Origin of the sequence: Thermomonospora echinospora, from assembly GCF_900108175.1 — a bacterium.
Classification (GTDB): Bacteria; Actinomycetota; Actinomycetes; order Streptosporangiales; family Streptosporangiaceae; genus Thermomonospora; species Thermomonospora echinospora.
On record NZ_FNVO01000018.1, the window covers coordinates 98608 to 121830 of the forward strand.

General features: G+C 73.0%; 23 protein-coding genes. 12 read left to right on the forward strand and 11 right to left on the reverse strand.

Annotated elements, in window-relative coordinates; all coding sequences use genetic code 11:
• Positions 1-71 precede the first annotated feature (71 nt).
• The gene (locus C4U03_RS30265) at positions 72-845 is read left to right on the forward strand and encodes an SDR family NAD(P)-dependent oxidoreductase (RefSeq protein ID WP_103942609.1); all 774 of its coding nucleotides are present in this window, start codon (positions 72-74) and stop codon (positions 843-845) included.
• An 18-nt stretch (positions 846-863) separates the two neighbouring features.
• On the opposite strand, the gene C4U03_RS30270 is transcribed toward C4U03_RS30265, so the two are convergent.
• Positions 864-1703: a class I SAM-dependent methyltransferase gene (locus tag C4U03_RS30270; RefSeq protein WP_235018244.1), complete on the reverse strand. Its 840-nt coding sequence runs from the start codon at positions 1701-1703 to the stop codon at positions 864-866.
• 126 nt (positions 1704-1829) lie between these two features.
• Between C4U03_RS30270 and C4U03_RS30275 the strand changes: the two genes are divergently transcribed.
• Together C4U03_RS30275 and C4U03_RS30280 are read left to right on the forward strand one after the other, a co-directional pair.
• Positions 1830-3482, forward strand: a complete 1653-nt coding sequence (locus C4U03_RS30275) for an AMP-binding protein (RefSeq protein ID WP_103942611.1) — start codon at positions 1830-1832, stop codon at positions 3480-3482.
• Positions 3483-3650: 168 nt separating this feature from the next.
• Positions 3651-4436 (forward strand): TIGR03084 family metal-binding protein, encoded by a 786-nt coding sequence (locus C4U03_RS30280; protein WP_103942613.1) that lies wholly within the window; start codon positions 3651-3653, stop codon positions 4434-4436.
• A gap of 10 nt (positions 4437-4446) precedes the next feature.
• Here the strand turns inward: C4U03_RS30280 and C4U03_RS30285 are convergent, their stop codons facing one another.
• The gene (locus tag C4U03_RS30285) at positions 4447-4962 is read right to left on the reverse strand and encodes an O-acetyl-ADP-ribose deacetylase (protein ID WP_103942615.1); all 516 of its coding nucleotides are present in this window, start codon (positions 4960-4962) and stop codon (positions 4447-4449) included.
• Positions 4963-5109: 147 nt separating this feature from the next.
• On the opposite strand from C4U03_RS30285, the gene C4U03_RS30290 reads away from it, so the two are divergent.
• A complete protein-coding gene (locus tag C4U03_RS30290) occupies positions 5110-5940 on the forward strand; it encodes an NAD-dependent epimerase/dehydratase family protein (RefSeq protein ID WP_103942617.1) in 831 nt (276 codons plus the stop codon).
• Between the two features lie 87 nt (positions 5941-6027).
• Here the strand turns inward: C4U03_RS30290 and C4U03_RS30295 are convergent, their stop codons facing one another.
• Positions 6028-6807 (reverse strand): dioxygenase family protein, encoded by a 780-nt coding sequence (locus tag C4U03_RS30295; protein ID WP_103942619.1) that lies wholly within the window; start codon positions 6805-6807, stop codon positions 6028-6030.
• A 70-nt stretch (positions 6808-6877) separates the two neighbouring features.
• Here C4U03_RS30295 and C4U03_RS30300 point away from each other — a divergent pair, with 70 nt between their 5' ends.
• Positions 6878-7360, forward strand: coding sequence for a MarR family winged helix-turn-helix transcriptional regulator (locus C4U03_RS30300; protein WP_200827575.1), 483 nt, complete (start codon positions 6878-6880; stop codon positions 7358-7360).
• A gap of 141 nt (positions 7361-7501) precedes the next feature.
• Here C4U03_RS30300 and C4U03_RS30305 read toward each other — a convergent pair whose 3' ends face one another.
• On the reverse strand, positions 7502-8404 hold the full coding sequence (locus tag C4U03_RS30305) for a M56 family metallopeptidase (RefSeq protein WP_103942624.1): 903 nt from the start codon (positions 8402-8404) through the stop codon (positions 7502-7504).
• A complete protein-coding gene (locus C4U03_RS30310) occupies positions 8401-8805 on the reverse strand; it encodes a BlaI/MecI/CopY family transcriptional regulator (RefSeq protein ID WP_103942626.1) in 405 nt (134 codons plus the stop codon). Before C4U03_RS30310 ends, C4U03_RS30305 begins: the two co-directional genes overlap by 4 nt.
• Before the next feature lie 92 nt (positions 8806-8897).
• Here C4U03_RS30310 and C4U03_RS30315 point away from each other — a divergent pair, with 92 nt between their 5' ends.
• Positions 8898-10256, forward strand: coding sequence for a cytochrome ubiquinol oxidase subunit I (locus tag C4U03_RS30315; RefSeq protein ID WP_103942628.1), 1359 nt, complete (start codon positions 8898-8900; stop codon positions 10254-10256).
• Positions 10253-11155 carry a cytochrome d ubiquinol oxidase subunit II gene (locus C4U03_RS30320; RefSeq protein WP_103942629.1) on the forward strand — a complete coding sequence of 301 codons (903 nt, stop codon included), beginning with the start codon at positions 10253-10255 and terminating at the stop codon, positions 11153-11155. The genes C4U03_RS30315 and C4U03_RS30320 overlap by 4 nt, the downstream gene beginning before the upstream one ends.
• Before the next feature lie 45 nt (positions 11156-11200).
• Here the strand turns inward: C4U03_RS30320 and C4U03_RS30325 are convergent, their stop codons facing one another.
• Positions 11201-13912: a protein kinase domain-containing protein gene (locus C4U03_RS30325; protein WP_103942631.1), complete on the reverse strand. Its 2712-nt coding sequence runs from the start codon at positions 13910-13912 to the stop codon at positions 11201-11203.
• Positions 13913-13980: 68 nt separating this feature from the next.
• A complete protein-coding gene (locus C4U03_RS30330) occupies positions 13981-14862 on the reverse strand; it encodes a class I SAM-dependent methyltransferase (RefSeq protein WP_103942633.1) in 882 nt (293 codons plus the stop codon).
• A gap of 509 nt (positions 14863-15371) precedes the next feature.
• On the opposite strand from C4U03_RS30330, the gene C4U03_RS30335 reads away from it, so the two are divergent.
• From C4U03_RS30335 to C4U03_RS30345, 3 genes are all read left to right on the forward strand, one after another.
• Complete coding sequence (locus C4U03_RS30335; protein WP_103942635.1) at positions 15372-15623, forward strand: hypothetical protein; 252 nt, start codon at positions 15372-15374, stop codon at positions 15621-15623.
• A gap of 712 nt (positions 15624-16335) precedes the next feature.
• The gene (locus C4U03_RS30340) at positions 16336-17139 is read left to right on the forward strand and encodes an ArsR/SmtB family transcription factor (RefSeq protein WP_103942637.1); all 804 of its coding nucleotides are present in this window, start codon (positions 16336-16338) and stop codon (positions 17137-17139) included.
• Positions 17140-17272: 133 nt separating this feature from the next.
• The gene (locus tag C4U03_RS30345; RefSeq protein ID WP_103942638.1) at positions 17273-17641 is read left to right on the forward strand and encodes a VOC family protein; all 369 of its coding nucleotides are present in this window, start codon (positions 17273-17275) and stop codon (positions 17639-17641) included.
• A gap of 38 nt (positions 17642-17679) precedes the next feature.
• Here the strand turns inward: C4U03_RS30345 and C4U03_RS30350 are convergent, their stop codons facing one another.
• A complete protein-coding gene (locus C4U03_RS30350) occupies positions 17680-20058 on the reverse strand; it encodes an MMPL family transporter (protein WP_103942640.1) in 2379 nt (792 codons plus the stop codon).
• A 71-nt stretch (positions 20059-20129) separates the two neighbouring features.
• Here C4U03_RS30350 and C4U03_RS30355 point away from each other — a divergent pair, with 71 nt between their 5' ends.
• Entirely contained in the window at positions 20130-20759 is a 630-nt protein-coding gene (locus C4U03_RS30355) for a TetR family transcriptional regulator (RefSeq protein WP_103942641.1), read from the forward strand.
• Positions 20760-21009: 250 nt separating this feature from the next.
• Complete coding sequence (locus tag C4U03_RS30360) at positions 21010-21825, forward strand: SGNH/GDSL hydrolase family protein (protein WP_103942643.1); 816 nt, start codon at positions 21010-21012, stop codon at positions 21823-21825.
• Positions 21826-21841: 16 nt separating this feature from the next.
• Here C4U03_RS30360 and C4U03_RS30365 read toward each other — a convergent pair whose 3' ends face one another.
• The 3 genes from C4U03_RS30365 to C4U03_RS30375 form a co-directional block, all read right to left on the reverse strand.
• Positions 21842-22171: a DUF2516 family protein gene (locus C4U03_RS30365; protein WP_103942645.1), complete on the reverse strand. Its 330-nt coding sequence runs from the start codon at positions 22169-22171 to the stop codon at positions 21842-21844.
• 163 nt (positions 22172-22334) lie between these two features.
• Positions 22335-22781 carry a DUF2397 family protein gene (locus tag C4U03_RS30370; RefSeq protein WP_103942648.1) on the reverse strand — a complete coding sequence of 149 codons (447 nt, stop codon included), beginning with the start codon at positions 22779-22781 and terminating at the stop codon, positions 22335-22337.
• Positions 22782-22797: 16 nt separating this feature from the next.
• A complete protein-coding gene (locus tag C4U03_RS30375; RefSeq protein ID WP_103942650.1) occupies positions 22798-23211 on the reverse strand; it encodes a helix-turn-helix domain-containing protein in 414 nt (137 codons plus the stop codon).
• Positions 23212-23223: the final 12 nt, after the last annotated feature.

Here is a 23223-nt window from a genome sequence, read left to right on the forward strand (position 1 = left end):
TGTGTTCCCGTCACATCCCCTCCCATACGGGGCAGGGGTGTGGGGTCCGCCTCCACCCAGGTGGCGGGACAATGGACGGCGTGCGTAAGACAGCGGTGGTGACTGGAGCGAGCAGCGGGATCGGCGCGGCCACGGCCTGGCGGCTGGCCGCCGAGGGTTTCCACGTGGTGCTGGCGGCCCGGCGCAGGGACCGGCTGGACGCGCTGGCCAAGCGGATCGGCGAGGAGGTGCCGGGGGCGGGGCGGCTGGCCGCGGTCACCCTGGACGTCACCTCGCAGGAGTCAGTGGACGAGCTGGCGGCCGGGCTGCCCGAGTGCCACGTGCTGGTGAACAACGCCGGCGGGGCGGTGGGGATGGAGCCGGTGGCCGAGGCGGATCCGGCCGACTGGCAGGCGATGTACGACAGCAACGTGCTGGGCCTGCTGCGGGTCACCAAGGCGCTGCTGCCGAAGATGATCGCGAGCGGGGCCGGGCATGTGGTGAACATCACCTCGCTGGCGGCGCACGTGCCCTACGAGGGCGGCGCCGGCTACAACGCGGCCAAGCACGCGGCGGCGGCGGTGAACGAGGTGATGCGGCTGGAGCTGGTGGCGCAGCCGGTGCGGATCACCGAGATCGCGCCCGGCATGGTGCACACCGAGGAGTTCAGCCTGGTGCGTTTCCGGGGCGACGCCGAGCGGGCGGCCAGGACGTACGAGGGGGTGCCCGAGCCGCTGGTGGCCGAGGACGTGGCCGACTGCGTGGCGTGGGCGGTGACCCGCCCGGCGCACGTCAACATCGACCGCATCGACGTGCAGCCCAGGGTGCAGGCCGCCCCGTACAAGATCCACCGCGAGCCTTCCTGAGCCGGGGCGCGATCCCGTTCACCCGGCGGTCGGGCCGACCGCCGACCAGGGGAGGGTGACCTCGCCCAGCCGCCAGCGGGTCCGCCCGCCGAGCGGGGGGCGGGTCACCACCGGGTGGCTGCGGGCCAGCAGTGTCACGGCCTCGATCCAGCGGGCGCGAGGTCCGAACACCGACTGCGGGGCCGCCACCGCCCAGCAGCGGTCGAACTCGGTCAGCAGCGCGTGCACCGGCTCGCCGGGCACGTTGCGGTGGATCAGTGTCTTCGGCAGCCGTTCGGCCAGCTCGGACGGGCGGGGCAGGGACGGCAGATGCGCCGCGAACGTGATCGTCCGGGGGCCCTCGGGGCCCAGCGTCACCCAGACGGCGCGGCGGCCGGTCTCGCTGCACGTCCCTTCGACCAGGACGCCCTCGGGGGCCAGCCGTGACCGCAGGCCGTCCCACGCCTTCCAGGCCGCCGCCTCGTCGTACTGGCGCAGCACGTTGAAGGCCCGCACGAGCACGGGCGGCCGGTCCACCGGCAGTTCGAAGCCACCTCGCCGGAACGACAGGTCCCCGTAATCGCCGGCGGGGCGGACCGCCGCCAGGAACTCCTCTCCCGCCCTGACCCGGTCCGGCTCGATCTCGATGCCGACGACCTCCAGCCGGGGCGACACGACGCGCAGCCGGCTGTACAGCTCGACGGTGGTGACCGGCGAGGCCCCGTAGCCGAGGTCCACGGCCAGCGGGCGGGCGGTGGCGCGCAGGGCGCGGACCTGGGTCGCGGCGATCCACAGGTCGATCCGGCGCAGCCGGTTGGGCGCGGTGGTGCCCCGGGTCACCTCCCCGACCGGCCTGCCCGGCATCCTGCCCACGACCACGCCGTCGATTGTGCCCGGTGTCCGGCGGGGTGTGATGGCGGGTCCCTTGTCCGAAAGCCACCGAATGTGATTCGGTACGCTCTGACGACGGTGATCACCAGGTTTCCCGGTACCCGAGGAGCGTCGATGACCCGGCTCGATCTGGCGACCCTGCACGAGGCCATCGCGGCGGCCGTACCCGACCGCGAATGCCTGGTCTGGCGGGACCGCAGGCTCACCTGGAGGGAGGTCGCCGACCGCACCCGGCGGCTGGCGCGGGTGCTGCACGAGCACGGCTTGGGGCGCCGGGACGTCCCCGCCGAGCCCTGGGAGTCCCCGCACGACCACCTGGCGCTGTACCTGCACAACGGGCCCGAGTACCTGGAGGGGATGCTGGGCGCCCACAAGGCCCGCGTCGCCCCGTTCAACGTGAACTACCGGTACGTGGGCGACGAGCTGGCGTACCTGTTCGGCGACGCCCGGCCGGGCGCGATCATCTACCACGCCCGGTTCGCCGGGACGCTGGGCCAGGTGCTGGACCGGCTGGACCGGACCCCACTGCTGCTCCAGGTGGCCGACGAGTCAGGGGCCGGGCTGCTGCCCGGCGCCCTCGACTACGAGGCCGCGCTGGCCGCCGCCTCCCCCGAGCCCCTGCCCGTCCGGCCGGACGCCGGCGACCTGCACATCCTGTACACGGGCGGCACGACCGGCATGCCCAAGGGCGTGCTGTGGGAGATCGGCGACCTGATGGCCGGGCCGCTGGGCGTGCGCCGCCGCGACGGCGGGCCGTTCTCCGGAGTCGCGGAGGCCGTCGAGTCCGCCCTCGCCCGGCCCCCGGCCCGGGTCCTGGTGGCGCCGCCGATGATGCACGGCGGCGGCACCTGGAGCGCGCTGGGCGGCTGGTGCACGGGCGGCGTCGTGGTCGTCCCCGACCGTGTGGACCACCTCGACCCCGCCGACCTGCTCGCCACCGCCGCCCGGGAGCGGGTCACCCGGATACCGCTGGTCGGCGACGCGTTCGCCCGTCCGCTGGCCGAGGAACTGGAACGGGTCGGGCCGGGCGCCCACGACCTGTCGGCGCTGCGCACCATCGTCAACTCAGCCGCCGCGATCAGCCCCGGCGTCCGCGAGCGGCTGCTGGCCCGGCTGCCGGGCGTGCGGATCGTCGACGTGCTGGGCTCCTCGGAGTCCGGGTTCCAGGTCACCCGGCAGGCCGCCGGGAACGCGGCGTTCACGCCCTCCCCCGGCGCCGCCGTGGTCAGCGACGACCGCACGCGGGTGCTCGCACCGGGCGAGGACGAGGTGGGCTGGCTGGCCAAGGGCGGCGCCATTCCGCGGGGCTACCTGGGCGACCCCGGCCGGACCGCCGAGACCTTCGTGACCGTCGGCGGCCGCCGGCTGGTCGTCGCCGGGGACCGGGCCCGGCCGCTGGCCGACGGCCGCGTCGAGGTGTACGGGCGGGAGGCGACCACCATCAACACCGGCGGGGAGAAGGTCTTCGCCGAGGAGGTCGAGATCGTGCTGCGCGACCTGCCCGGGGTGGCCGAGGCGCTGGTGCTCGGCCGGCCCAGTGAGCGCTGGGGGCAGGAGGTGGTCGCGGTCGTCCGGCTGGACGGCGCGCCGGACGACGCCGAACTGCGCGCCGGCTGCGCCGCCCGGCTGGCCCGCTACAAGATCCCCAAGGCGTTCTTCCGGACCGCCGAGAGCCTGCGGCTGCCCAACGGCAAGGCCGACTACACCACCGCCCGCAAGATCGTGGCCTCCGGGCCGGACGACCACGGCGGAGCGCCGGCGGAGTGAGGATCGTCCGCCCGGCACCTCGGGGGTTCCGGGGCCGCCCCGGAAGGACACACCGGACGATCTCAGCAGGGCGCCGGCTGAGCAAGGGCGGCGCCCCGGGAGAACGGGCCGGATGACCGACGCCTCCCGGGCTGTACGGGAGAGCGCTATTGGAGGGATGCTTACCGAATGCCGGACCCGCAGATCCTGATCGCCGACCTCGACGCCGAAGGGGACGCGCTGGAGGCCCTGGTGGCCCCGCTCGACGCGGCCGGGTGGGCCACCTCGACGCCCGCCGAGGGATGGACCGTCGCCCACCAGATCTCCCATCTGGCGTGGACCGACCGGCAGGCGCTCCTGGCCGCCACCGACCCCGCCGCGTTCGCCGACGCCGTCGCCGGGCTGCGGGCCGACAGTGTGGACGAGGGCGCGGCCGAGGGCGCCGGCGAGGACCCCGCCCGGCTGCTGGAGCGCTGGCGGGCGGGCCGCCGGGACCTGTCCAAGGCCCTGCTCGCGGTGCCCGCCGGGACCAGGATCCCCTGGTTCGGACCGCCGATGAGCGCCGCGTCCATGGCCACCGCCCGGCTGATGGAGACCTGGGCGCACGGCCTGGACGTGGCTGACGCCCTCGGGGTGACCCCCGAGCCCACCGGGCGGCTGCGGCATGTGGCGCACCTCGGCGTCCGGACCCGGGACTACGCGTTCGGCGTGCGGGGGCTCACCCCGCCCGCGGAGGAGTTCCGGGTCGAGCTGACCGGTCCCGGCGGCCTGGAGTGGACCTGGGGCCCGACCGGCGCCCGGCAGTCGGTGTCCGGCCCGGCGCTGGACTTCTGCCTGCTGGTCACGCGCCGCCGCCACCGCGCCGATCTGGCGCTGGCCGCCGAGGGCGCCGACGCCGACCGCTGGCTGGACATCGCGCAGGCGTTCGCGGGCCCGCCCGGCCCCGACCGCCCGCCCTCGGCCGCCCGGTCATGAAAGGGGCGTCTCAGACCGCGGCCAGCGCCTGTTCGAACGCGGCGTAGGCGTCCTCGTTGAACAGGACGAAGCGAGCCTCCACCACCTGGGAGGGGGTGTTCAGCACGGTACCGACCGCGATCCGCGCCGCGTCCCGGATCGGCCAGCCGTAGATCCCGGCCGACACCGCCGGGAACGCCACCGTCCGCGCGCCCAGTTCGTCGGCCACCCGCAGCGACTCGCGGTAGCACGAGGCCAGCAGCGCGGAACGGTCCTCGGACTCGGAGTAGACCGGGCCCACCGTGTGGATGACCCAGTCGGCCGGTAGCTCACCGGCGGTGGTGGCGACGGCGTACCCTGTGGGGAGCCCACCGCCGAACCGGCTCGCCCGCAGCCTGCGGCACTCGTCCAGGATGGCCGGCCCGCCGCGACGGTGGACGGCACCGTCCACCCCGCCTCCGCCCATCAGCGAGGAGTTGGCCGCGTTGACGATCGCGTCCACTTCCTGCTCGGTGATGTCACCGTGTACAAGTGTGATGTCCGTCACGCCGCCCGCCCTCCTGCCCGACCGATTGCCAACGTATTGGATACCCACGTCGTGATAGGCGTTAAATCACTGCGCGTTAGCCCAGCACCCGGGTCGAACAGGCCCTAACGTGACAGAGGGATCCCCCGCTGTACCTGGAGGTCCACTGTGAAGATCCTCGTCGCCGGCGCCGCCGGCGTCATCGGACGTCGCCTGGTGCCGCTGCTGGTGGCCGCCGGGCATGACGTCACGGGCACGACCCGGCGCACCGAGCGGGCGCGGTTCCTGCAGGAGGCGGGGGCCCGGCCGCTGGTGGTCGACGTCCTCGACGCCGAGGCGCTGCGCGCGGCGGTCGCCGCCGAGCGGCCCGACGTCGTCGTCCACCAGCTCACCGACCTGGCCGCCAACGACTTCGAGGCCAACAACCGGCTGCGCATCGAGGGCACCCGCAACCTGGTCGAGGCCGCCAGGGCCGCCGGGGTGGAGACGGTGATCGCGCAGAGCATCGCGTGGTTGTACGTCTCGGGCGAGGCCCCGGCCGTGGAGGGCGACCCGCTCGACCGCAACGCCCCGCCCTACCCGGGGGTGTCCGCCCTGGAGGAGGCCGTGCGGACCATGCCGCACGGTGTCGTGTTGCGCTATGGAGCGTTTTACGGGCCGGGCACCTGGTACGCCCCGGACGGCGCCATCGCCGAGCGGGTCCGCTCGCGCGATCTGAAGCCGACTCCGGCCTGGACATCGTTCATCCATGTGGACGACGCCGCGGCCGCCGTGGTGGACGCCCTGGAGTGGCCCGCCGGGGCGGTCAACATCGTCGACGACGAGCCCGCCCAGGCCACCGAGTGGATGCCGGTCTACTGCGAGGCGATCGGCGTGCCGGTGCCCCCGCTGCCCCGGCACGCCGCCGCCACCGGCCGTCCCATCTCCAACGCCAAGGCCCGCGAGCTGGGCTGGAAGCCCAGGTTCGCCAGCTGGCGCACCGGTTTCTCACACCTGTAGAGGGCCCGGTGACCGGTGGCCCCGCCGTCCCCCCACCCCGGACGGCGGGGCCACCGGCCCGTCGTACCCGGCGGCCGGAGCCGCCGGTCAGCCGAGCTGGAACGACCGCTTGGCCAGGCCGTACCAGTAGCCGTCGATCACCGCCCGGGACTCGCCCGGCCGGTCGGCGTCGGCGCCGAGCGTGACGAACAGCGGCGCGAAGTGCTCAGTGCGCGGATGCGCGATCCGGGCGGCGGGCGCCTTGTGCCGGAAGTCCAGCAGCGCGTCGACGTCCCGGTCGGCGACCGCCCGGTCGGCCCACTCGTCGAACTCCGCCGACCAGCTCGGCGGCGGCGCGTCCGATCCCCTGCTCGGATCGAACTCCCGCAGGTTGTGGGTGGTGAAGCCGCTGCCGAGGATGAGCACGCCTTGGTCGCGCAGCGGGGCCAGCCTACGGCCCAGCTCGAACAGCTCGACCGGGTCGAGCGTGGGCATGGACACCTGGAGCACCGGGACGTCGGCCTCGGGATACATCTCCACGAGCGGCACGTACGCCCCGTGGTCCAGTCCCCGCGCGGGGTCCTGGTGGACGGGCCTCCCGGCCGCGGCGAGCAGCTTGCGCACGTCCTCGGCGAGCTGCGGCGCCCCCGGGGCGTCGTAGCGGACCTCGTAGTAGTGCCGGGGGAAGCCCCAGAAGTCGTAGACCAGCGGCACCGGCTCGGTGGCCCCCAGCGTCAGCGGGGCCGCCTCCCAGTGCGCGGAGACCACGAGGATCGCGCGTGGCCTGGGCAGCCCGGCCGCCCAGTCCGCGAGCTGGCGGGTCCAGACCGCGTCGTCGGCCAGCGGCGGCGCGCCGTGGCTGAGGTAGAGCGCAGGCATCCTGGTCATGGGACCAGCATAGGCACGATTATTTGAGTCTTCAAGTATTTAAATTTCAATCACAGCTAGACTGTGCGGCATGACACGTTGGCTGGACGACGACGAGCAGCAGACCTGGCGGGCCTTCCTGTGGACCTCCCGGCTCCTGAACGAGTCCCTGGACCGCCAGCTCCAGCGCGACTCGGGGATGCCGCACACCTACTACGTCATCCTGGCCATGCTGTCGGAGGCCCCCGGGCGGCGCCTGACGATGACGGAGCTGGCCCGCGTCGTCCGCTCGTCCCCCAGCCGCCTGTCCCACGCCGTCACCAGGCTGGAGAAGGAGGGCTGGGTGCGCCGCGTGCCGCATCCCACCGACCGCCGCACCACCATGGCCGAGCTGAGCGACGAGGGCTTCACGACCCTGGTGGAGGCCGCCCCCGGCCATGTCGAGGCCGTCCGCCGCCACCTGTTCGACCCGCTCACCCGCGAGCAGGTGCTCCAGCTCCGCGAGATCCTGCGCGCCGTCCTGCCCGCCCTCGACACCGAGGACGAGGCCGCCGACATCTTCGGCCCCGCCTGACCCCGGACGGCCCGTACCCGCCCGGCGTCATCGCGCTCCCCGCCCGGCGCCGCGGGCCGTTGCGAAGGGCCGTTGCGAAGGGCCGTTGCGAAAAATGAGGCCAGGCGACGCGGTCGCCTGGCCCGGTAGTGCAGGGTGCCGTCAGATCGGCAGGTGGTAGAGCAGGAACGGGGTCACCGCGATCACGGTGGCGCCCGCCAGGGCGGCGAAGCGGACACTGCGGCGGGGCTCGGTGGGCTCCATCAGCCGGCGGACCCGGGTCAGCACGGCAGGCTGGTCGCCGACGGCCGACAGGGCTCCGGACGGGGCGGCCACCGGGCGGGCGGCCGCGAACCGCAGCAGCGCGGTGGCCAGCTCCCGGGGCTGGCGGTGCTGCCGGGCGCGGTCGTCGGCGGCCATCTCGATCAGCAGCTCCACCGAGTCCAGGCAGCGTCCGACCAGCCCGATCTGCGGGAAGATCTGGCGCAGCGAGGCGAACGGCAGCAGGACCAGGTCGTGCCGCTCGCGGGCGTGCGCCCGCTCGTGCGCCAGCACCGCGGCCAGCTCGGCGGAGTCCAGCAGTTCCAGCGTCCCGGCGCTGACCACCACCTTGGACGAGCGCATCCCCGGCACGCAGTAGGCGGCGGCCCCGGGATGGTCGACCACGAGCGTGCCGGGCACCGCCGAGTCGCTGGCCACCAGGGCCAGCAGCGCGCGGTGCCGCCTGCGGGCCCGGCCGATCCGCACCACCGCGTACACCAGCATGACCAGCAGGACGGCGGTCAGCCCCAGCCCGGCCAGCAACGCGGCCAGGTGCCAGGCGTCCAGCCGGGCGGCACCGTCGGCGAAGGCCGCCGGGATACCGCCGGTGATGCCCTGCTCGTAGGGCAGCAGCGCGTAGCCCAGGAGCGTGCCGATGGTGGTCACGCCCCAGGCCAGCCCGAGGGCCTGCCACAGGGCGATGCCGGCCCGCGGCATGGTCCACGTCCAGCGGGCCCTGGACAGCACGTGCGCGCCGCCGACCGTGCTCAGGGCCATCAGTGCGAGCAGCGCGGTGCCGGTCATCCGCCAGGCTCCACTCTCGTCCGGTTGAGCTGGATGGAATTGATCTCTTCCAGGGCCTGGCGCAGCACGGCGACCTCGTCCTGCGACACCGAGCGCACGAAGTGCGCCAGCGCGGCGTCGCGGTCGCCGGTCTGGTCGAGCGCGCCCAGCATCAGTTCGGCGACGTAGCCCTCACGGCTGGCCGCCGGGCGGTAGCGCCAGGCGCGGCCGTCGCGCTCGCGCTCCAGGAAGCCCTTCTTGGCGAGCCGGTCCAGGACCGTCATCACCGTGGTGTGGGCGAGGTCCCGGTCACCGGCGAGGGCGCGGCTGACGTCGCGTGCGGTGGCCGCGCCGCCGCCGGCGTCCTCGCGCGCCCAGAGGACTTCCATGACCGTGCGTTCAAGCTCTCCCAGACCCTTCACGCGATCCAGGCTAACCGACCGAGACCAAGGTCACCACGACGGGTAGTACTACTCCTTTAAGTACTACGAGCTGTAGTACTACAATTCGTAGTATGGAGTTGCTCGCGACCTTGGCCGGTGCCGCCACCCCGGCCGACTTCGCCGCCGCGCGCCAGCAGATGGCGTTCACCCTCGGCTTTCACATCGTCCTGGCCAGCATCGGCATCGGACTGCCGGCCATCACCCTGCTCGCCGAGTGGCGCTCGCTGCGCACCGGCGACCAGGTCTACGCCGAGCTGGCCCGCCGCTGGATGAAGGCCGCCGGAGTGCTGTTCGCCGTCGGCGCGGTGTCGGGGACCGTGCTGTCGTTCGAGATGGGCACCCTGTGGCCGGGCTTCATGGACAAGTACGGCCAGGTGTTCGGGGCCGCCTTCGCGCTGGAGGGCATCGCCTTCTTCATCGAGGCCATCTTCATGGGGATCTACCTGTACGGCTGGGACCGGCTGCCGCCCAAGGTCCACTTCCTCACCGGGATCCCCGTGGTGATCGCGGGCCTGCTGTCGGCCTCGTTCGTGGTCACCGTGAACGCCTGGATGAACCAGCCGCGCGGCTTCACGCTGGTCGACGGCCAGGTCACCGAGGTCGACCCGATCGCGGCCATGCTCAACCCCAACACCCCCGTCCAGGCCGCCCACCTGATCCTGGCCTCGCTGATGGTGTGCGGCTTCACCGTCGCCTCGGTGTACGCGGTGGCGCTGCTGCGCGACCACCGGGCCGGCCGCCCGCTGGACCCGTACCACCGGCGGGGCTTCGCCATCCCGTTCACGCTGGGCGCGGTGTGCGCGCCGCTGCAGGTGCTGGTCGGCGACTGGGCGGTACGCCACGTCCACGAGTACCAGCCGATCAAGTTCGCCGCCATGGAGGGGATCGAGCACACCGCGGCCGGCGTGCCGTTCAAGTTCGCGATCTTCGAGATCCCCGGGATGCTGTCGCTGATGACCACCTTCGATCCGAACGGCGTGCTGCGCGGGCTGGACTCCTTCCCCGCCGACGTACGGCCGCCCGCCGAGGTCGTCCGGATCGGGTTCGAGCTCATGATCGCGATCGGCACCGCGCTGCTGGCACTGGCCGCCTGGTGGGCGTTCACCTGGTGGCGGCACCGCCGGGGGCGCCGCGACCTGCCCTGGAACCCCTGGTTCCTGCGGCTGGCCGCACTGGCCGGGGTCGGCGCGATCATCGCCATGGAGGCCGGCTGGACGACCACGGAGGTCGGCCGGCAGCCCTGGATCGTGTACGGGGTGATGCGCACGGAGGAGGCCGTCAACCCCTCCCCCGGCCTGCGCTTCGGCCTCTACGTGGTGCTCGCGGTGTACGCGGTGCTCGCCGTCGCCACCGTCAGCGTCCTGCGCCGGATGCGCCGCCGGCCGCAGGAGCCCACCGCCGAGGCCCGTGAACTGGAGGCCGCCCGATGAGCTACCCGGACATCGCGCTCGGCCTGATCCTGGTGGGCCTGTCGGCGTACCTGCTGTTCGGCGGGGCCGACTTCGGCGCCGGGCTGTGGCACCTGCTGTCGCGCCGCCCCTCCTGGCGGCAGGACCGCGAGGTGATCGAGCACGCTATGGGCCCCCTCTGGGAGGCCAACCACGTCTGGCTGATCTTCGCCATGGTGATGACCTGGACCGCCTTCCCGCCGGTCTTCGCCGAGATCATGTCCACGCACTGGATCCCGCTGTCGCTGGCGGCGCTGGGCATCGTGGCCCGGGGCAGCTCGTTCGTCTTCGCCAAGGCCGCCTCGGACGCCGTCTACCCCTGGGTCTTCGGGATCTCCTCGATCGTCACCCCGTACTGCATGGGCGCGGTCGCGGCCGTCATCGCCACCGGCGGGTCGAGCTGGCTGAGCCCCGCCGGGGTGTACGGCGGGCTGCTCACCACCGGGCTGTGCGCGTACCTGGCCGCCGTCTACCTGACCTGGGACGGCCGCCGGCTGGGCGCCGCGGGGCCCGCTCTGCGCTTTCGCGGGTACGCCCTGATCTCGGGGGCAGTCGTGGGGCTGCTGGCGCTGCCGGGGGCGCTGACGCTGGGCGTGCTGTCCCCGCTGATCACCCTGTCGGCGCTGGCCGGGGTGGTGTCGCTGGCGCTGCTGGTCTTCCGCCGTTATCTGGCGGTGCGGGTCACCGCCGCGCTGGCCGCCGCCACCGTCCTGTGGGGCGCCGCCGGGCTGGCCGACCTGGACCTGGACGCGGCGGCGGCCCACGACGCCGTGCTGCAGGTCGTCTTCGTCGCCCTGGGGGTCGGCGCCCTGATCCTCGTCCCGTCCATGACGTGGCTGTTCATCCTCTTCCAGCGGGCGCCCAAGCAGCCCGTCACCTGATCGTTCCGGGGCCGGTCATCTGGGGGACCGGCCCCGGAACCCCGATCATCCGAGGGCGGCGATGCGGCGGTGGGCGCCGGCGGCCTGCCCGGGGTCCTGGGCGGCCTGCTCGAAGGCGATGCGGGCGGCCTCCTTGTCGTCCTGCTCGGCCAGCATGAGCCCCAGGTTGTAGGCGGCCAAGCAGCTGCCGCGCCGGGCCGCACGACGGTAGGCGGTCTCCGCCTCGGTCAGGTCGCCGCGGTCCTGGAGCAGCACCCCCAGCCGGAACGTCCCCATGGCGTTGCCCCTGCGGTCGGCGCGGCGCAGCGCCACCTCGGCGCCCGCCACGTCGTGCCGCTCGTACAGCAGCACTCCGAGGTCGGAGGCGCCGTCGCCGCTGCCGAGCTCGTCGGCCCGCCGGTAGGCCGCCTCGGCGCCGCGCAGGTCGCCGGCCCGTTCCAGGTCCTGTCCGTCCCGTACCGCCTGCTCGGCCGCCTCAGGGTCGACGGGGCGCTCCACGGGCGTCCGGTCCAGCTCCCGGGCCCGCTGCCGGCAGCGCTCTTCCAGTTCGCTGAACCGCACGTACCACTGGTCCTGCGGCGGCCTGCCCGAGCGGCGCATGCCGGCGAGCACCCTGGCGCACAGCTCCACCGACCGGTGCGGGTCGCCCGCCAGGTCGGTCTGGGTGATCACGTCGATCCAGGCGCCGAGGGTGCGGGGGTGCTCCGGCCCGTCCAGCTCGGTGTACAGCTCGACGAGGCGGCGGCACAGCTGGACGGCGTGCTCGTGGTCCTTGGCCTCGATCCGTTCGGCGGCCTTGTCCTCCCATTCCCGTACGGTCTCCGGATGCAGGGGGCCGAGGGTGCGCTGCCGTTCCCGGATCCCGTCCCACGGACTCGCCTTGCGGGCCTGGGTGACCTGGCCGATCCAGACCTGCATCTCGTGGCCGGCCGCCTGCGCGCGCGGGTCGCCGGCGCCGAATCTGCCGCTGATGTCGTTGACCAGCGCGGCAAACCCCTCCACCGCCTCCATGGCGTTACCGGCATGCCCCATCCAGTGGGCCCGGCCGTGCCGGTAGGTGTAGGTGTCGGGATGGTGCGGGCCGAGGTGCTCCACCGCGTCGGCGACCAGCTCCCGGTACTCCACAGCCGCCGTGGCCGGGTCTCCCGCTCGGCCGGCGAAAGCGGCGTGCGCGGACCTGGCGGCCAGGGTCAGGGGGTGGAACGTCCCCAGGGCCCGTTCGGTGTCGGTGACCAGCTCCCGGGCGAGCGCCGTCCCCTGGGCCAGGTTCCCCGCCGCGACCAAAAGCACGTGGTCGTACCGGGCGGCGAGGGTCTTGGGGTGGTCGGCGCCCAGTACCCGCGCCCGGCCCGTCACCACGGCGTCGACCAGCTCGGCGGCGCCCGAGGTGTTGCCGGCCCGTTCCATCCACCGGGCCTGCTCGTGCTGGGCGTCCATCGCCCGGTCGTCGTGGGGGCCGAGGAGGCGCGCGTAGTCGCGGGCGACCTCACCGGCGAGCAGCGCCGCCCGGGCCGGCCCGTCGGTCTCGCCGACCACCGAGACCTGAACGGAACGGGCGTTCAGCGTCACGTCGTGGTCCGGGCCCAGCAGCCGGGCACAGCGGTCCGCCAGGGCATCGGCCAGCGCCCTCGCCTCACCGGGGTCCCCGGCCCTGGCCATCCAGTGGATCCGGCGGATCTGCACGCTCAGCGTGTCCGGGTGGTCGGGGCCCATCCGCCGCACGGCCTCCACGCTAAGCCTGGTGTAGACGTCCAGCGCGGACCCGGCGTCCCCGGCGTCTCCGGCGGCTTCGGCCTCCCGCGCCTGCGGCAGCACCTCGTCGAGGTACCGGCCGGGTCCCGTGGCCGGCGGGTCCAGCACGGTGGCGGCGGCCGTCTCGATCTCCTCGGCGGCACGGCCGACGGCGCGCAGCACGGCGACGGCGGCGGGCGGCAGCGCCCGTCCCGGCACCGGGCCGCACCACGACAGGATCTGCTCGGGGGTGGGCCGGTGCGCCGGGTCGGACGCCAGGCAGGGGACGATGAGGTCGCGCAGGCCGGCGGGAACGGGGCCGACGTCCGGCCCGTCCTGCGTCATCCGCCCGATGATCTGCGCGTGACCGGCTCCGGCGAACGGCCGCCGCCCGGTCGCCGCGTACATCAGCAGGGCGCCCAGGCAGAACACGTCGGCGGCCGGGCCGACGGTGTCGGGCGCCAGCAGTTGTTCGGGGGCCATGAAGCCGGGGGTCCCGGAGAAGCCGTCCTGGGTGAGGGTCTGCCCCTCGGCGCGGGCGATGCCGAAGTCGATCACCTTGGGGCCGTCCAGGGTCACCAGCACGTTGCCGGGCTTGAGGTCCCGGTGGACGAGCGCCGCTCCGTGGATGGCCCGCAGCGCCTGCGCGATCCCGGCGGCCAGCCAGCGCACGGTGTCCTCGGGAAGGACGCCGCACTCCTTGACCAGGGTGCGCAGGGAGGGCGCCGGGACGTACTCGGTGGCCATCCACGGGGTCTCCTCGTCGGGACCGGCGTCGATCACCTGGGCGGTGAAGGCGCCCCCGACCCGGCGCGCGGCGGCCACCTCACGGGCGAACCGCCGCCGGTAGCCGGGGTCCCGGGCCAGCTCGGCGTGCACGGTCTTGACCGCGACCGTGCGCCCGTCGCCGGAACGGGCCAGGTAGACCCGGCCCATCCCGCCCGCGCCGATCCGCGCGACCACCGTGAACGGGCCGATCCGCCGGGGATCGCCGGGGTGCGGCGCCGCCTCCGCTCGTGACTCCACCTTCGTCTCCCGCCGGTGTGCGAACGTTCGTTCTCACCCCGATCGGATGTCCCCGCGGCCTGGGAAGTTCACCGGTGGCCCCGCTCCGCCCCGCCGGTGTCCTCGGCGCGGCGGAGCAGGACGAACATGCCCTGCTGGCGGAAGAACTCGCGGGTGCGGGGCGGGCTGACGGTCCAGATGGCGCGCATCAGCGGGGGCTCGCGGCGCAGCCGCCTGCGCTCCACCCACGAGGAGCGCACATCGACCGGCTCCCAGCCCAGCGGCCGGAAGAACGCCGCGCCCTCCTGCGGGACGAACCGCAGACTCGCCTCCGCCCGCTCCATTCGGCGGCCGGCGATCTTCTTGGCGACCTGGACGAACAGCGGGCCGATCATGTCCAGCGCCCACCATCGCAGGGCGGGCCGCTCGGCGAGATCGCGGGCGAGCCCGGTCACGTCGTCGGCGTCCAGGTAGGCGATCAGGCCCTCGCACACCACCAGCACCGGCGGCCCCCCGGACACCTCGTCCAGCAGCCGGCGGCGCGCCGCCGCGTCGCTCAGGTCGACGCGCGCCCGGGTCAGCCGGCAGCGCGGCCGGGCGTCGGCCAGCACCTGCTCCTTGTGGTCGAGGATGCCGGGCAGGTCGGCCTCGACCCAGTCCAGGTCCTCGGGCAGATCCAGCCGGTACGGGCGGGTGTCCAGCCCGGCGCCCAGGTTCAGCACGCGGCCGACGCCCTCCTCCCGGACCATCCGGGTGATCAGCTCGTCGTACACGGCGGTCCGGGCGACTACCCCGGAGGAGATGATCCGCAGTTGCGCGCCGGTCGCCAGCCGACTGCCGCGCTCGCCCGCCAGCGCCTCGGCGTACGGGTCGCGGAACAGCGGGTCGCGCCGTGCCGACTCCCGGGCCCGCACCACCGCCGCGACCAGCGCGGTGTCCGAGACGTCCCGCAACGTCACCGCATCGTCCATGCCACCACCACTCTCCGGCCCACCGGCGCCCGAACGAAGATCCGGACATCGTTTCAGGCCGCCCGGCGGAGAACCTGCCCCGCACCGACAAACCCCGCCGGAACTTCGTGCCGGAGCTGACTTGACTTCCCCTCCGCCGGGCCCCCTCGTCGCGGGCCGGCGGCATGTCGCCGGACGTCCGGAAGACACCCGGAAGGCGCTCTGCGACCGCCACCGGCGCAATGCACGGCGGCCGAACGGACGGAATCCGGCGATCCGGTTACCCGGAACTGACCCGGTACATCACGAGTCTTGAACAGCCCATTCCATAATCGCCCAATAAGTCCGCTACGCTCGAAAGCGTAGATTTCATCTACTTCGGGGGGTTGTGGACGGATGACGGAGCGCGTTCGCCAAACGCGCGAAATACACCGTCTCCGCCACAGGGGCGCGAAAGAGAGCGTCGCCCGATATGCGTGTCTTTTCGCCCCAGACCAAGACGCTCCCCCGCAACCGATCAGGAGGCGCAGATGAACATGAAACGACTGGCAGCAACCGGTATCGCCGCCGTCGCTCTCAGCGGTGGCCTGCTGACCGCAGCGCCCGCCATGGCGCAGACCACGTACGCCGTCCAGCCCGCCAGTCCCTCGACCGTCACCAGCTGGGACAGCTGCGGCTGGGACAGCTGCGGCTTCGACAGCTTCGATAGCTTCGATAGCTTCGACAGCTGGAGCTACAGCGACTGGGGCTGGGACGACTGGGGCTGGGACGACTGCTGGTGACGTCCCGCACTCCGGCGGACCGCACCGCTCCACGCTCCCGCGCTCTCGGGTGAGAGCCGGAACGGGATCGGTGTGACCGGCCCACCGGCAACGTGATCTCCGGCCCTGCGCCGGGGCACGGCAAAAGGCCACCGCTCGCGGTGGCCTTTTGTCCGCCGGTCGGTGCTTGCGGACCACCGCACCATAGGCGTCGGGCCCGGTCCTGCCGATATCGACGACGTCCGGGCGTCACCGGATGATCGGCACCAGGTCCGGATCCACCATTTCCAGGCTCTCGAAGCACCGGCGAGTCGCCCGGGAGTGCACAGCGGATAGGGCAGCGCTCCGTTTTCCACGAATTTGCCCGCACTTTCCACCACGCCGTCGCCGCTCGCGGTACCGTCCCCCACCACCAGAGGGCCCCCGGACGAAACGACGTTCATCACCCGGGCACGCCGAAACACATTTCCGCGAAATCCTTGCCGTATCCAAGGACGCCCATGAACATCACCGCGACGGGGACCGAATCACCGGCCGTCCCGGGTCCTCCCGCGGTCGCACGGCGGGTTCGCCGGGCCGATCGGCACGTCGCGGCCGATCACTGGAGGACGCTTCCGACCGGCCGATCGTGGTCGGGCGCGGGCGCCGCCCATGCCGCTCACCTTGACTTGCAACCTTTTGGTTGCCTATCCTAAAAAGGCAACCATGAGGTTGCATAACTGGTGGGAGGCTCATGGACGCGGTGTTCAAGGCGCTGGCCGACCCCAGCCGGCGCCGGCTGCTGGACCTGCTGAACGCCCGCAACGGCCAGAGCCTGCGGGAGCTGTGCGCCGAGCTGGACATGAGCCGGCAGGCGGTGACCAAGCACCTGGCCGTACTGGAGGCGGCCGGGCTGGTGACCGTTGTGCGGTGCGGCCGGCAGCGGCTGCACCACCTCAACGCCGCGCCGATCAACGACATCGCCGAACGCTGGATCGGCCGGTACGACCGCGAGCGGGCGCGCGCGCTCGCCGACCTCAAACGAGTGCTGGAGGACGAGCCGATGGACAGGCCCTCATTCGTCTACACCACCTACATCAGGACCACTCCGGAAAGGCTCTGGCAGGCGCTCACCGACCCCGCCTTCACCCGGCGCTACTGGGGCGGCACGGCCCTGCGGTCGGACTGGCGGACCGGCTCGCCGGTGCTGTGGCAGATGGGCCCCGGCCAGGAGTTCCGCGACATGGGCCAGGTGGTGCTCGAAGCCGACCCGTACCGCAGGCTCTCCTACAGCTGGCACCACTTCCAGCCGGAGCACGCCGAGCTGTTCGGCTGGACGGAGGAGGAGTTCGCCGAGCAGGTCAAGGAGCGGCGCAGCAAGGTCACCTTCGATCTCGAGCCCGCCGGCGAGGTGGTCAGGCTGACGGTCGTCCACGACGACTTCGACCCCGGCAGCGAGATGCTCAAGGCGGTCAGTAACGGCTGGCCGGAGCTGCTGGCGAGCCTGAAGACCCTGCTGGAGACCGGCGACCCCCTCCCCGAGGCCGTCGCGCACTGAGGGCGCCGCCCCCGGCGACGTCGCCGGGGGCGGGGTTTGCACGGTGCGGCACCGAGCAGGGTGGACGAGGGGGCCGCGCCGCCCGCAGGACCCGCACAACGGTGCGCGGACACCACGACCAGCAAGGACGCCCATGCCGATCCAGCTCAGCCGCATCGTCGTCTTCGCCCGGGACAAGCGCGAGTCCGCTCGTTTCCTGGCCGACCTGCTCGGCCTGGACGAACCAAAGTCCGTCGGTGCCTTCACCGCCGTGCGGCTGGGCGACGGCGTCACGCTGCACTACGCCCAACCGGGGGCGGACTTCCCCAGGCAGCGCTACACCTTCCTGGTCGGTGACGCCGACTTCGACTCGATCTTCGCCCGGATCCGCGAGTGGGGCCTGCCCTACTGGGCCGATCCGTACCGCCGCCGCATGGGCGAACTCGACACCCAGGGCGGCGGCCGGCGGCTGTACCTCGACGACCCCTCCGGCCACGGCCTGGAGATCACCACCCGTCTCTGAGGGGCGGACCCCACCGGATCCGCCCGCGCCGTCAGGGGTCAGCCGACGGGTTCGAGGCTGCGGGGCTCCTTGACGAGGGAGACCTTGCCGGGCCCGGCGTCCTGCGGCGGGGACGCGGCACGCCGGCTCCCGCCGGGAAACCACCAGTTGGCATGGCCGAGCAGGCTCATCAGGGCCGGGACGAGGACGAGGCGGACGATGGTGGCGTCCACCGCGACGGCCACTGCCAGGCCCAGCGCCATCATCTTGACGGTCGGGTCGGGCTGCGGCACGAAGCTCACGAAGACGAAGATCATGATCAGTGCGGCCGAGGTGATCAGGCGGGCGGTGGCGCCGATGCCGGTCACCACGCTGCCGTGCGGATCGCCGGTGCGGTCGTACTCCTCCTTGATCCGCGACAGCAGGAAGACCTCGTAGTCCATGGACAGCCCGAAGATCAGGGCGAACATGAACAGCGGGATGAACGACACGATCGGCACGGCCTGGTCGGCGCCGAACAGCTGGATCCCCCAGCCCCACTGGAAGACGGCGGTGACCACGCCGTAGGAGGCCCCGATGGATAGCAGGTTCATCAGCGCGGCCTTGACCGGCACCATGATCGCGCGGAACGCGACGACCAGCAGCAGCAACGCGACGATCACCACCGCGACGACGACGACCGGCATCCGGCCGCCGACCGTGTCGGCCAGGTCGATGATCGCCGGGTTCTCGCCGCCCAGGTAGACCTCGGCGCCGGGGTGGGCCGCGGCGACGGCGGGGAGCTCGGTGGCGCGCAGCCGGTGCACCAGGTCGGTGGTGGCCTGGACGTGCGGGGCGGTGCGCGGGATGACGGTGAGGATCGCGGTGTCGCCGGCGACGACCGGATCTCCGACGAACGCGACGCCGGGCACCTCGGTGACGGCCTGTTTGAGCTCCTGCCCCAGCAGGACGGCGTCCCTGTTCGGCTTCTTGGCCGGGTCGGGCGCGCCCTTGACCGGCGGGGCGGCGGCGTCCGGCCCACCGCCGGGCGCGGCGGTGGCCGCCGGCGGGGCCTGCGGAGCGGTGAGGCCGGTCAGCCCGGCCGGGCCCTCGACCGCGGGGACACGGTCCTCGGATCCGCTCTCGGACCCGCTCCCGGACCCGGCGGGACTGCCGGGGACCCGCGCCACGACGACCCACGGGCTGTAGTGCCCCGCGCCGAACTCCTCGGCGACGGTGTCGTACGCCTGCCGAGCCGACATCGACGGGGCCGAGGTGCTGTCAGCCATCACGCCGAAGCGCAGGTCCAGCGTGGGCAGGGCGAAGACCAGCAGGACGAGCGTGGCCCCGATGGCGTAGGGCCAGGCGTGCCGGTCGACGTGCCGGCCCCAGCGCGCCCAGCGGTCGCCGGAGCGGTCCGGGCGGACGCGGGGCAGCGTGTAGCGGTCGATGCGAGTACCGATCGCGCCGAGGACGGCCGGCAGCAGGGTGAGCGCCGCCACCACCATCAGCGCGACGGTGAGCGCGGACGCGATCCCGATCCGGCCAACGAACGTGATGCCGGACAGGAACAGCCCGCAGATGGCGAACACGACGGTGCCGCCGGCGAAGACCACCGCATGGCCGGAGTGCGCCATCGCCCGGCCCACCGCCGTCTCGACGTCGTCCCCCTCGGCGAGCTGCTGCCGGTAGCGGGTGACGATGAACAGGGCGTAGTCGATGCCCGCGCCCAGCCCGAGCATGGCGGCCACCATCGGCGCGAGGGGGTGGATCTCCAGCACCGAGGCGCCGAAGTGGATGAGCGAGTAGGCGACGGCCAGCGCGCACAGCGACACCAGGATCGGCACGCAGGCGGCCAGGTAGGAGCCGAACGCCAGCAGCAGCACCAGCAGTGCCATGATCAGCCCGGCGGCCTCCCCGGGCCCCCCGTGGGGCTGGTTGAGCAGCATCGAGACGATGCCGCCGAACTCCACGTCCAGCCCGGCCATCCGGGCCGGTTCGACCGCCTGGTCGAGCCGGGCGAGGTCGGCGGCGCCGACGTCGCCCATCGTGCCCTTGAGGAAGACCCGCACCACCACGGCCCGGTCGCTCTTCAGCCCGCCCATGCCCTGGACGTAGGGGTTCTCCACGTAGCCGACCCGGTCGAGCCGGCCGATGTTCTCGATGGCCTCGCCGACGCCGAGCGCCACCCGCCAGTCGCCGGGGGCGGCCGCGCCGGGCCCCGGCCGGGCGGCGAACACCACGGTGGTGGTGGGGCCGGTCATGGCCGGGAAGTCCTGGCCGAGGGCGTCCACGGCCCGCTGGGTCTCGGTGCCGGGCAGGCTGGACTGCTGGACGAACACGCCGCCCTGGGTCAGCCCCAGGAAGCCGATGCCGAGGATCGCGGCGATCCACAGCTCGAAGACCGTCCGCCGCCGCCGGACGCACCAGCGTCCGAGCCCCTCCAGAGCGCGCGCCATGACGGCAGGAAACACCGTGCGATGCAATTCTGCAATAGCTGCAAGTTTGCATTCGTGTTACCGTAAGTGATATGCATCACCTCCGGACTCCGGGGCTGCGCGAGCGCAAGAAGCGGCGTACCCGGCAGGCCCTGGCCACCGCCGCGCTGCGGCTGTTCGCCGAGCGGGGGTACGAGGAGACGACGATCGCCGACATCGCGGCCGCCGCCGAGGTGTCCCCGCGCACGTTCTTCGCCTACTTCCCCAGCAAGGAGGACGTGATCTTCGCCGAGATCGACGACCGGCTGGCCGAGGTGCGCGACCGGCTGGCCCGCCGTACGCCCGGCGAGACCACCCTGGAGGCGATCCGGCAGAGCGTGGTGAACGTGCTGGAGGCGCTGGTCAACGAGCACGGCGAGTACGGCGCGGTACAGGTCCGGCTCGTCCTGGAGCGGCCCGCGCTGCAGGCCCGCGCCCTGCAGCGCATCCACCAGACCCAGCAGGAGGTCGCGCTGCGGATCCGCGACCTGTGCCCGGCCCTCGACGAGATCGACGCGGTGATCGTGTCCGGCATCGCGGTCGGCGCCATGCAGTCGGTGCTGACCCACTGCCGCCAGCACGGGCTGGACCCCGGCACCACCCGCGCCGCCCTGGACCGCGCCCTGATGATCATGGAAAGCGGGCTGGGCGCCGTCCCGGCCCTCAACGAGCCGGGCCGGTGAACGCACGCCCCGTCCCGGCGGTGTCACGCGAACGGGCGGCCATCGGCCGCCTCCTGGATAAAATGCCGACTTGTCGAGGATGACCCCGCGAGCCCCGGATCAGGACGACGGCATCCCAATCGGGTAGCGATTGGCCGTCGAGTCCGAATCGACCGGTACGCCCGCGGCGGGTTTCCCCATACTCGTCACTCTGAGCCGGGCCCCTGTCCGGTTCCGTGGTTCGCGGTCGATTCATGGAGGGCGTTCGGCGGTGCCCCGACTCGTCTGGTGTGCCTTCGCGGCGCTGCTCCTGCTCTGCAGCTGTACCAGCTCACAGGCGTCCGAGCCGCGCAGGACCGCGCGGCCCAAGACCGAGCCGGCCCGGCCGCACGTCCCGGTGGTGTTCATGCTCGGCGACAGCTACACCGCGGGCATCACCAGCGTGCCGCCCGAACAGACCTACGCCGGCGAGACCGCCCGCCGGCTGGGCTGGCAGGTCGTCATCGCCGGATACGCCGGCACCGGCTTCGTGTCGCGCGGCAGAATCGGCAAGGACTTCGCCGCGCTGTACGAGGCCCAGCTGGCGTGGCGGCCCGCCCCCGACATGGTGGTGGTCTCCGGCGGGCACAACGACGTCTACTACCCCTACCGGGTGGGGCCGGCCGCCAACCGGCTGCTGACCACCATCAAGAGCCGCTGGCCCAAGACCCATGTGGTGCTGGTCGGGCCGCTGTGGGGCGGCGACCCCCCGCCGCAGGCGCTGCGCGTGCGCGACACCCTGCGCGGTACCGCCGCGACGCTGCAGGTGCCGTTCATCGACCCGCTGGCCGAACGCTGGATCACCGGGAACATCCACCGCCGGACCGGCAACGCCCGGCGGTTCATCCTCCGGGACGGCACGCACCCCACGGCGGCCGGCAACCGCCATATCGCCGAACGGCTCGTCGCCGGCCTGCGCGCCCGGGGCCTGGAGCGGCCCGCTCTCGGCAAGCCCGCGCGGCGGCCCGCCCAGCAGACCCCCGGCGCCGGACGGACGGCGAACGCCGAGGACCGGGACGACCTGAAGGAACTTCAGCGGCGACCCTGAGCAGTGGGCCGTCGGCTCACCAGGGGCCGTAGGGGCCCGAGCTGGACGAGCCGCCGCCGCGCTTACGGTACTGCCGGACCGCAGGCCGCACGTCGGCCAGGTAGATCGCGGCGACCAGGAACGCGGCGATGGGCAGGATCGACAGCAGGTGCAGCATGTTGACCGCGCCGCCCAGCCCGACCACGCACGCCACCACCAGCAGGATCAGCCACAGGTTCTTGTTCTGCTTGTCGGCCGCCGCATAGGCCCCGGCCGGGGTCCGCAGTGCGTCGAACAGCGCCCACAGCTCGAACCCGAAGGCAATGATCGCCAGGAACCAGAAGAAGTAATTCAAACCTTGCGACACCGGAGACCACACCACTTTCGCTGAGCCGGTCGGCGCCGCGGCCCGACGCCCGAGGGATCTCCACTCCACCTTATTCAAGTCGGGCTACCGGCGGTGAGCGCGCGACGGGCCCGGCCGGAGGTCCCGGCCGGGCCCGTGCCCGAGGGCGCGTGCGCCCGGTGTGTCAGTCGCCGATCTTCTTGCTCGCGTCGCCGGCGGCGCGGGACGCGGCGCGGGCGGTCTTCTTGGCCTCGGTCACGGTGGCCTTGGCCCGGCGCTGGGTGCCCTTGGCGGAGGCCTCCAGCTCCTGGGTGGCGGCCTGGTTCTCGACCCGGGTGACGATCCTCTTGCCCCGCTCGGCCAGATCGTCGATCACGTCGGTCACGTACGCCACGGCGGCGCCGGGCAGCTCCTTGACCTCGATCCGCTCCTGCAGCCGGTTGAGGTTCTCGCGCACGTCGCCCTGGTAGCGGGTGACGTTCTCGCGGACCTCGTCCTGGTAGCGGGTCATGTTCTCGCGGATTCTGGTCACCTGCTCGGGGACCTCGCGGAGCTTCTCCACGGCCAGGTCGCCGGCGCCGGCGACCGCGTAGACGGCCTTGTTGTCGCGAAGCTTGGCGGCAAGCGTCATCGTGTCGCTTCCTTCCCTACGTCTCGTTCTGCACTGTGGTGCCCGGGGCGTCCGCGCCCGGGGCTTGGGGTCCGGCGGCCGCCACGGCGGCCTCGTTCTCCTTGCGGAACGACTCGTAGATGTCCATCAGGACCTGTTTCTGCCGCTCCGTCAGGATCAGGTCGGCCCGGATGGCGGCCTGCACGTCGGTGTCGGCCTCGCGCTCCTCGAGGATGCCGGCCTGGACGTACAGCGCCTCGGCCGAGATCCGCAGCCCCTTGGCGATCTGCTGCAGGATCTCCGCGCTCGGCTTGCGCAGCCCGCGCTCGATCTGGCTCAGGTACGGGTTGGAGATGCCCGACACATCGGCCAGTTGCCGCAGCGAGATCTTCGCCCGCTGCCGCTGGTCGCGGATGTACTCGCCGATCGAGCCGACCTTCGAACCTGTCATGTACCCAGCCTG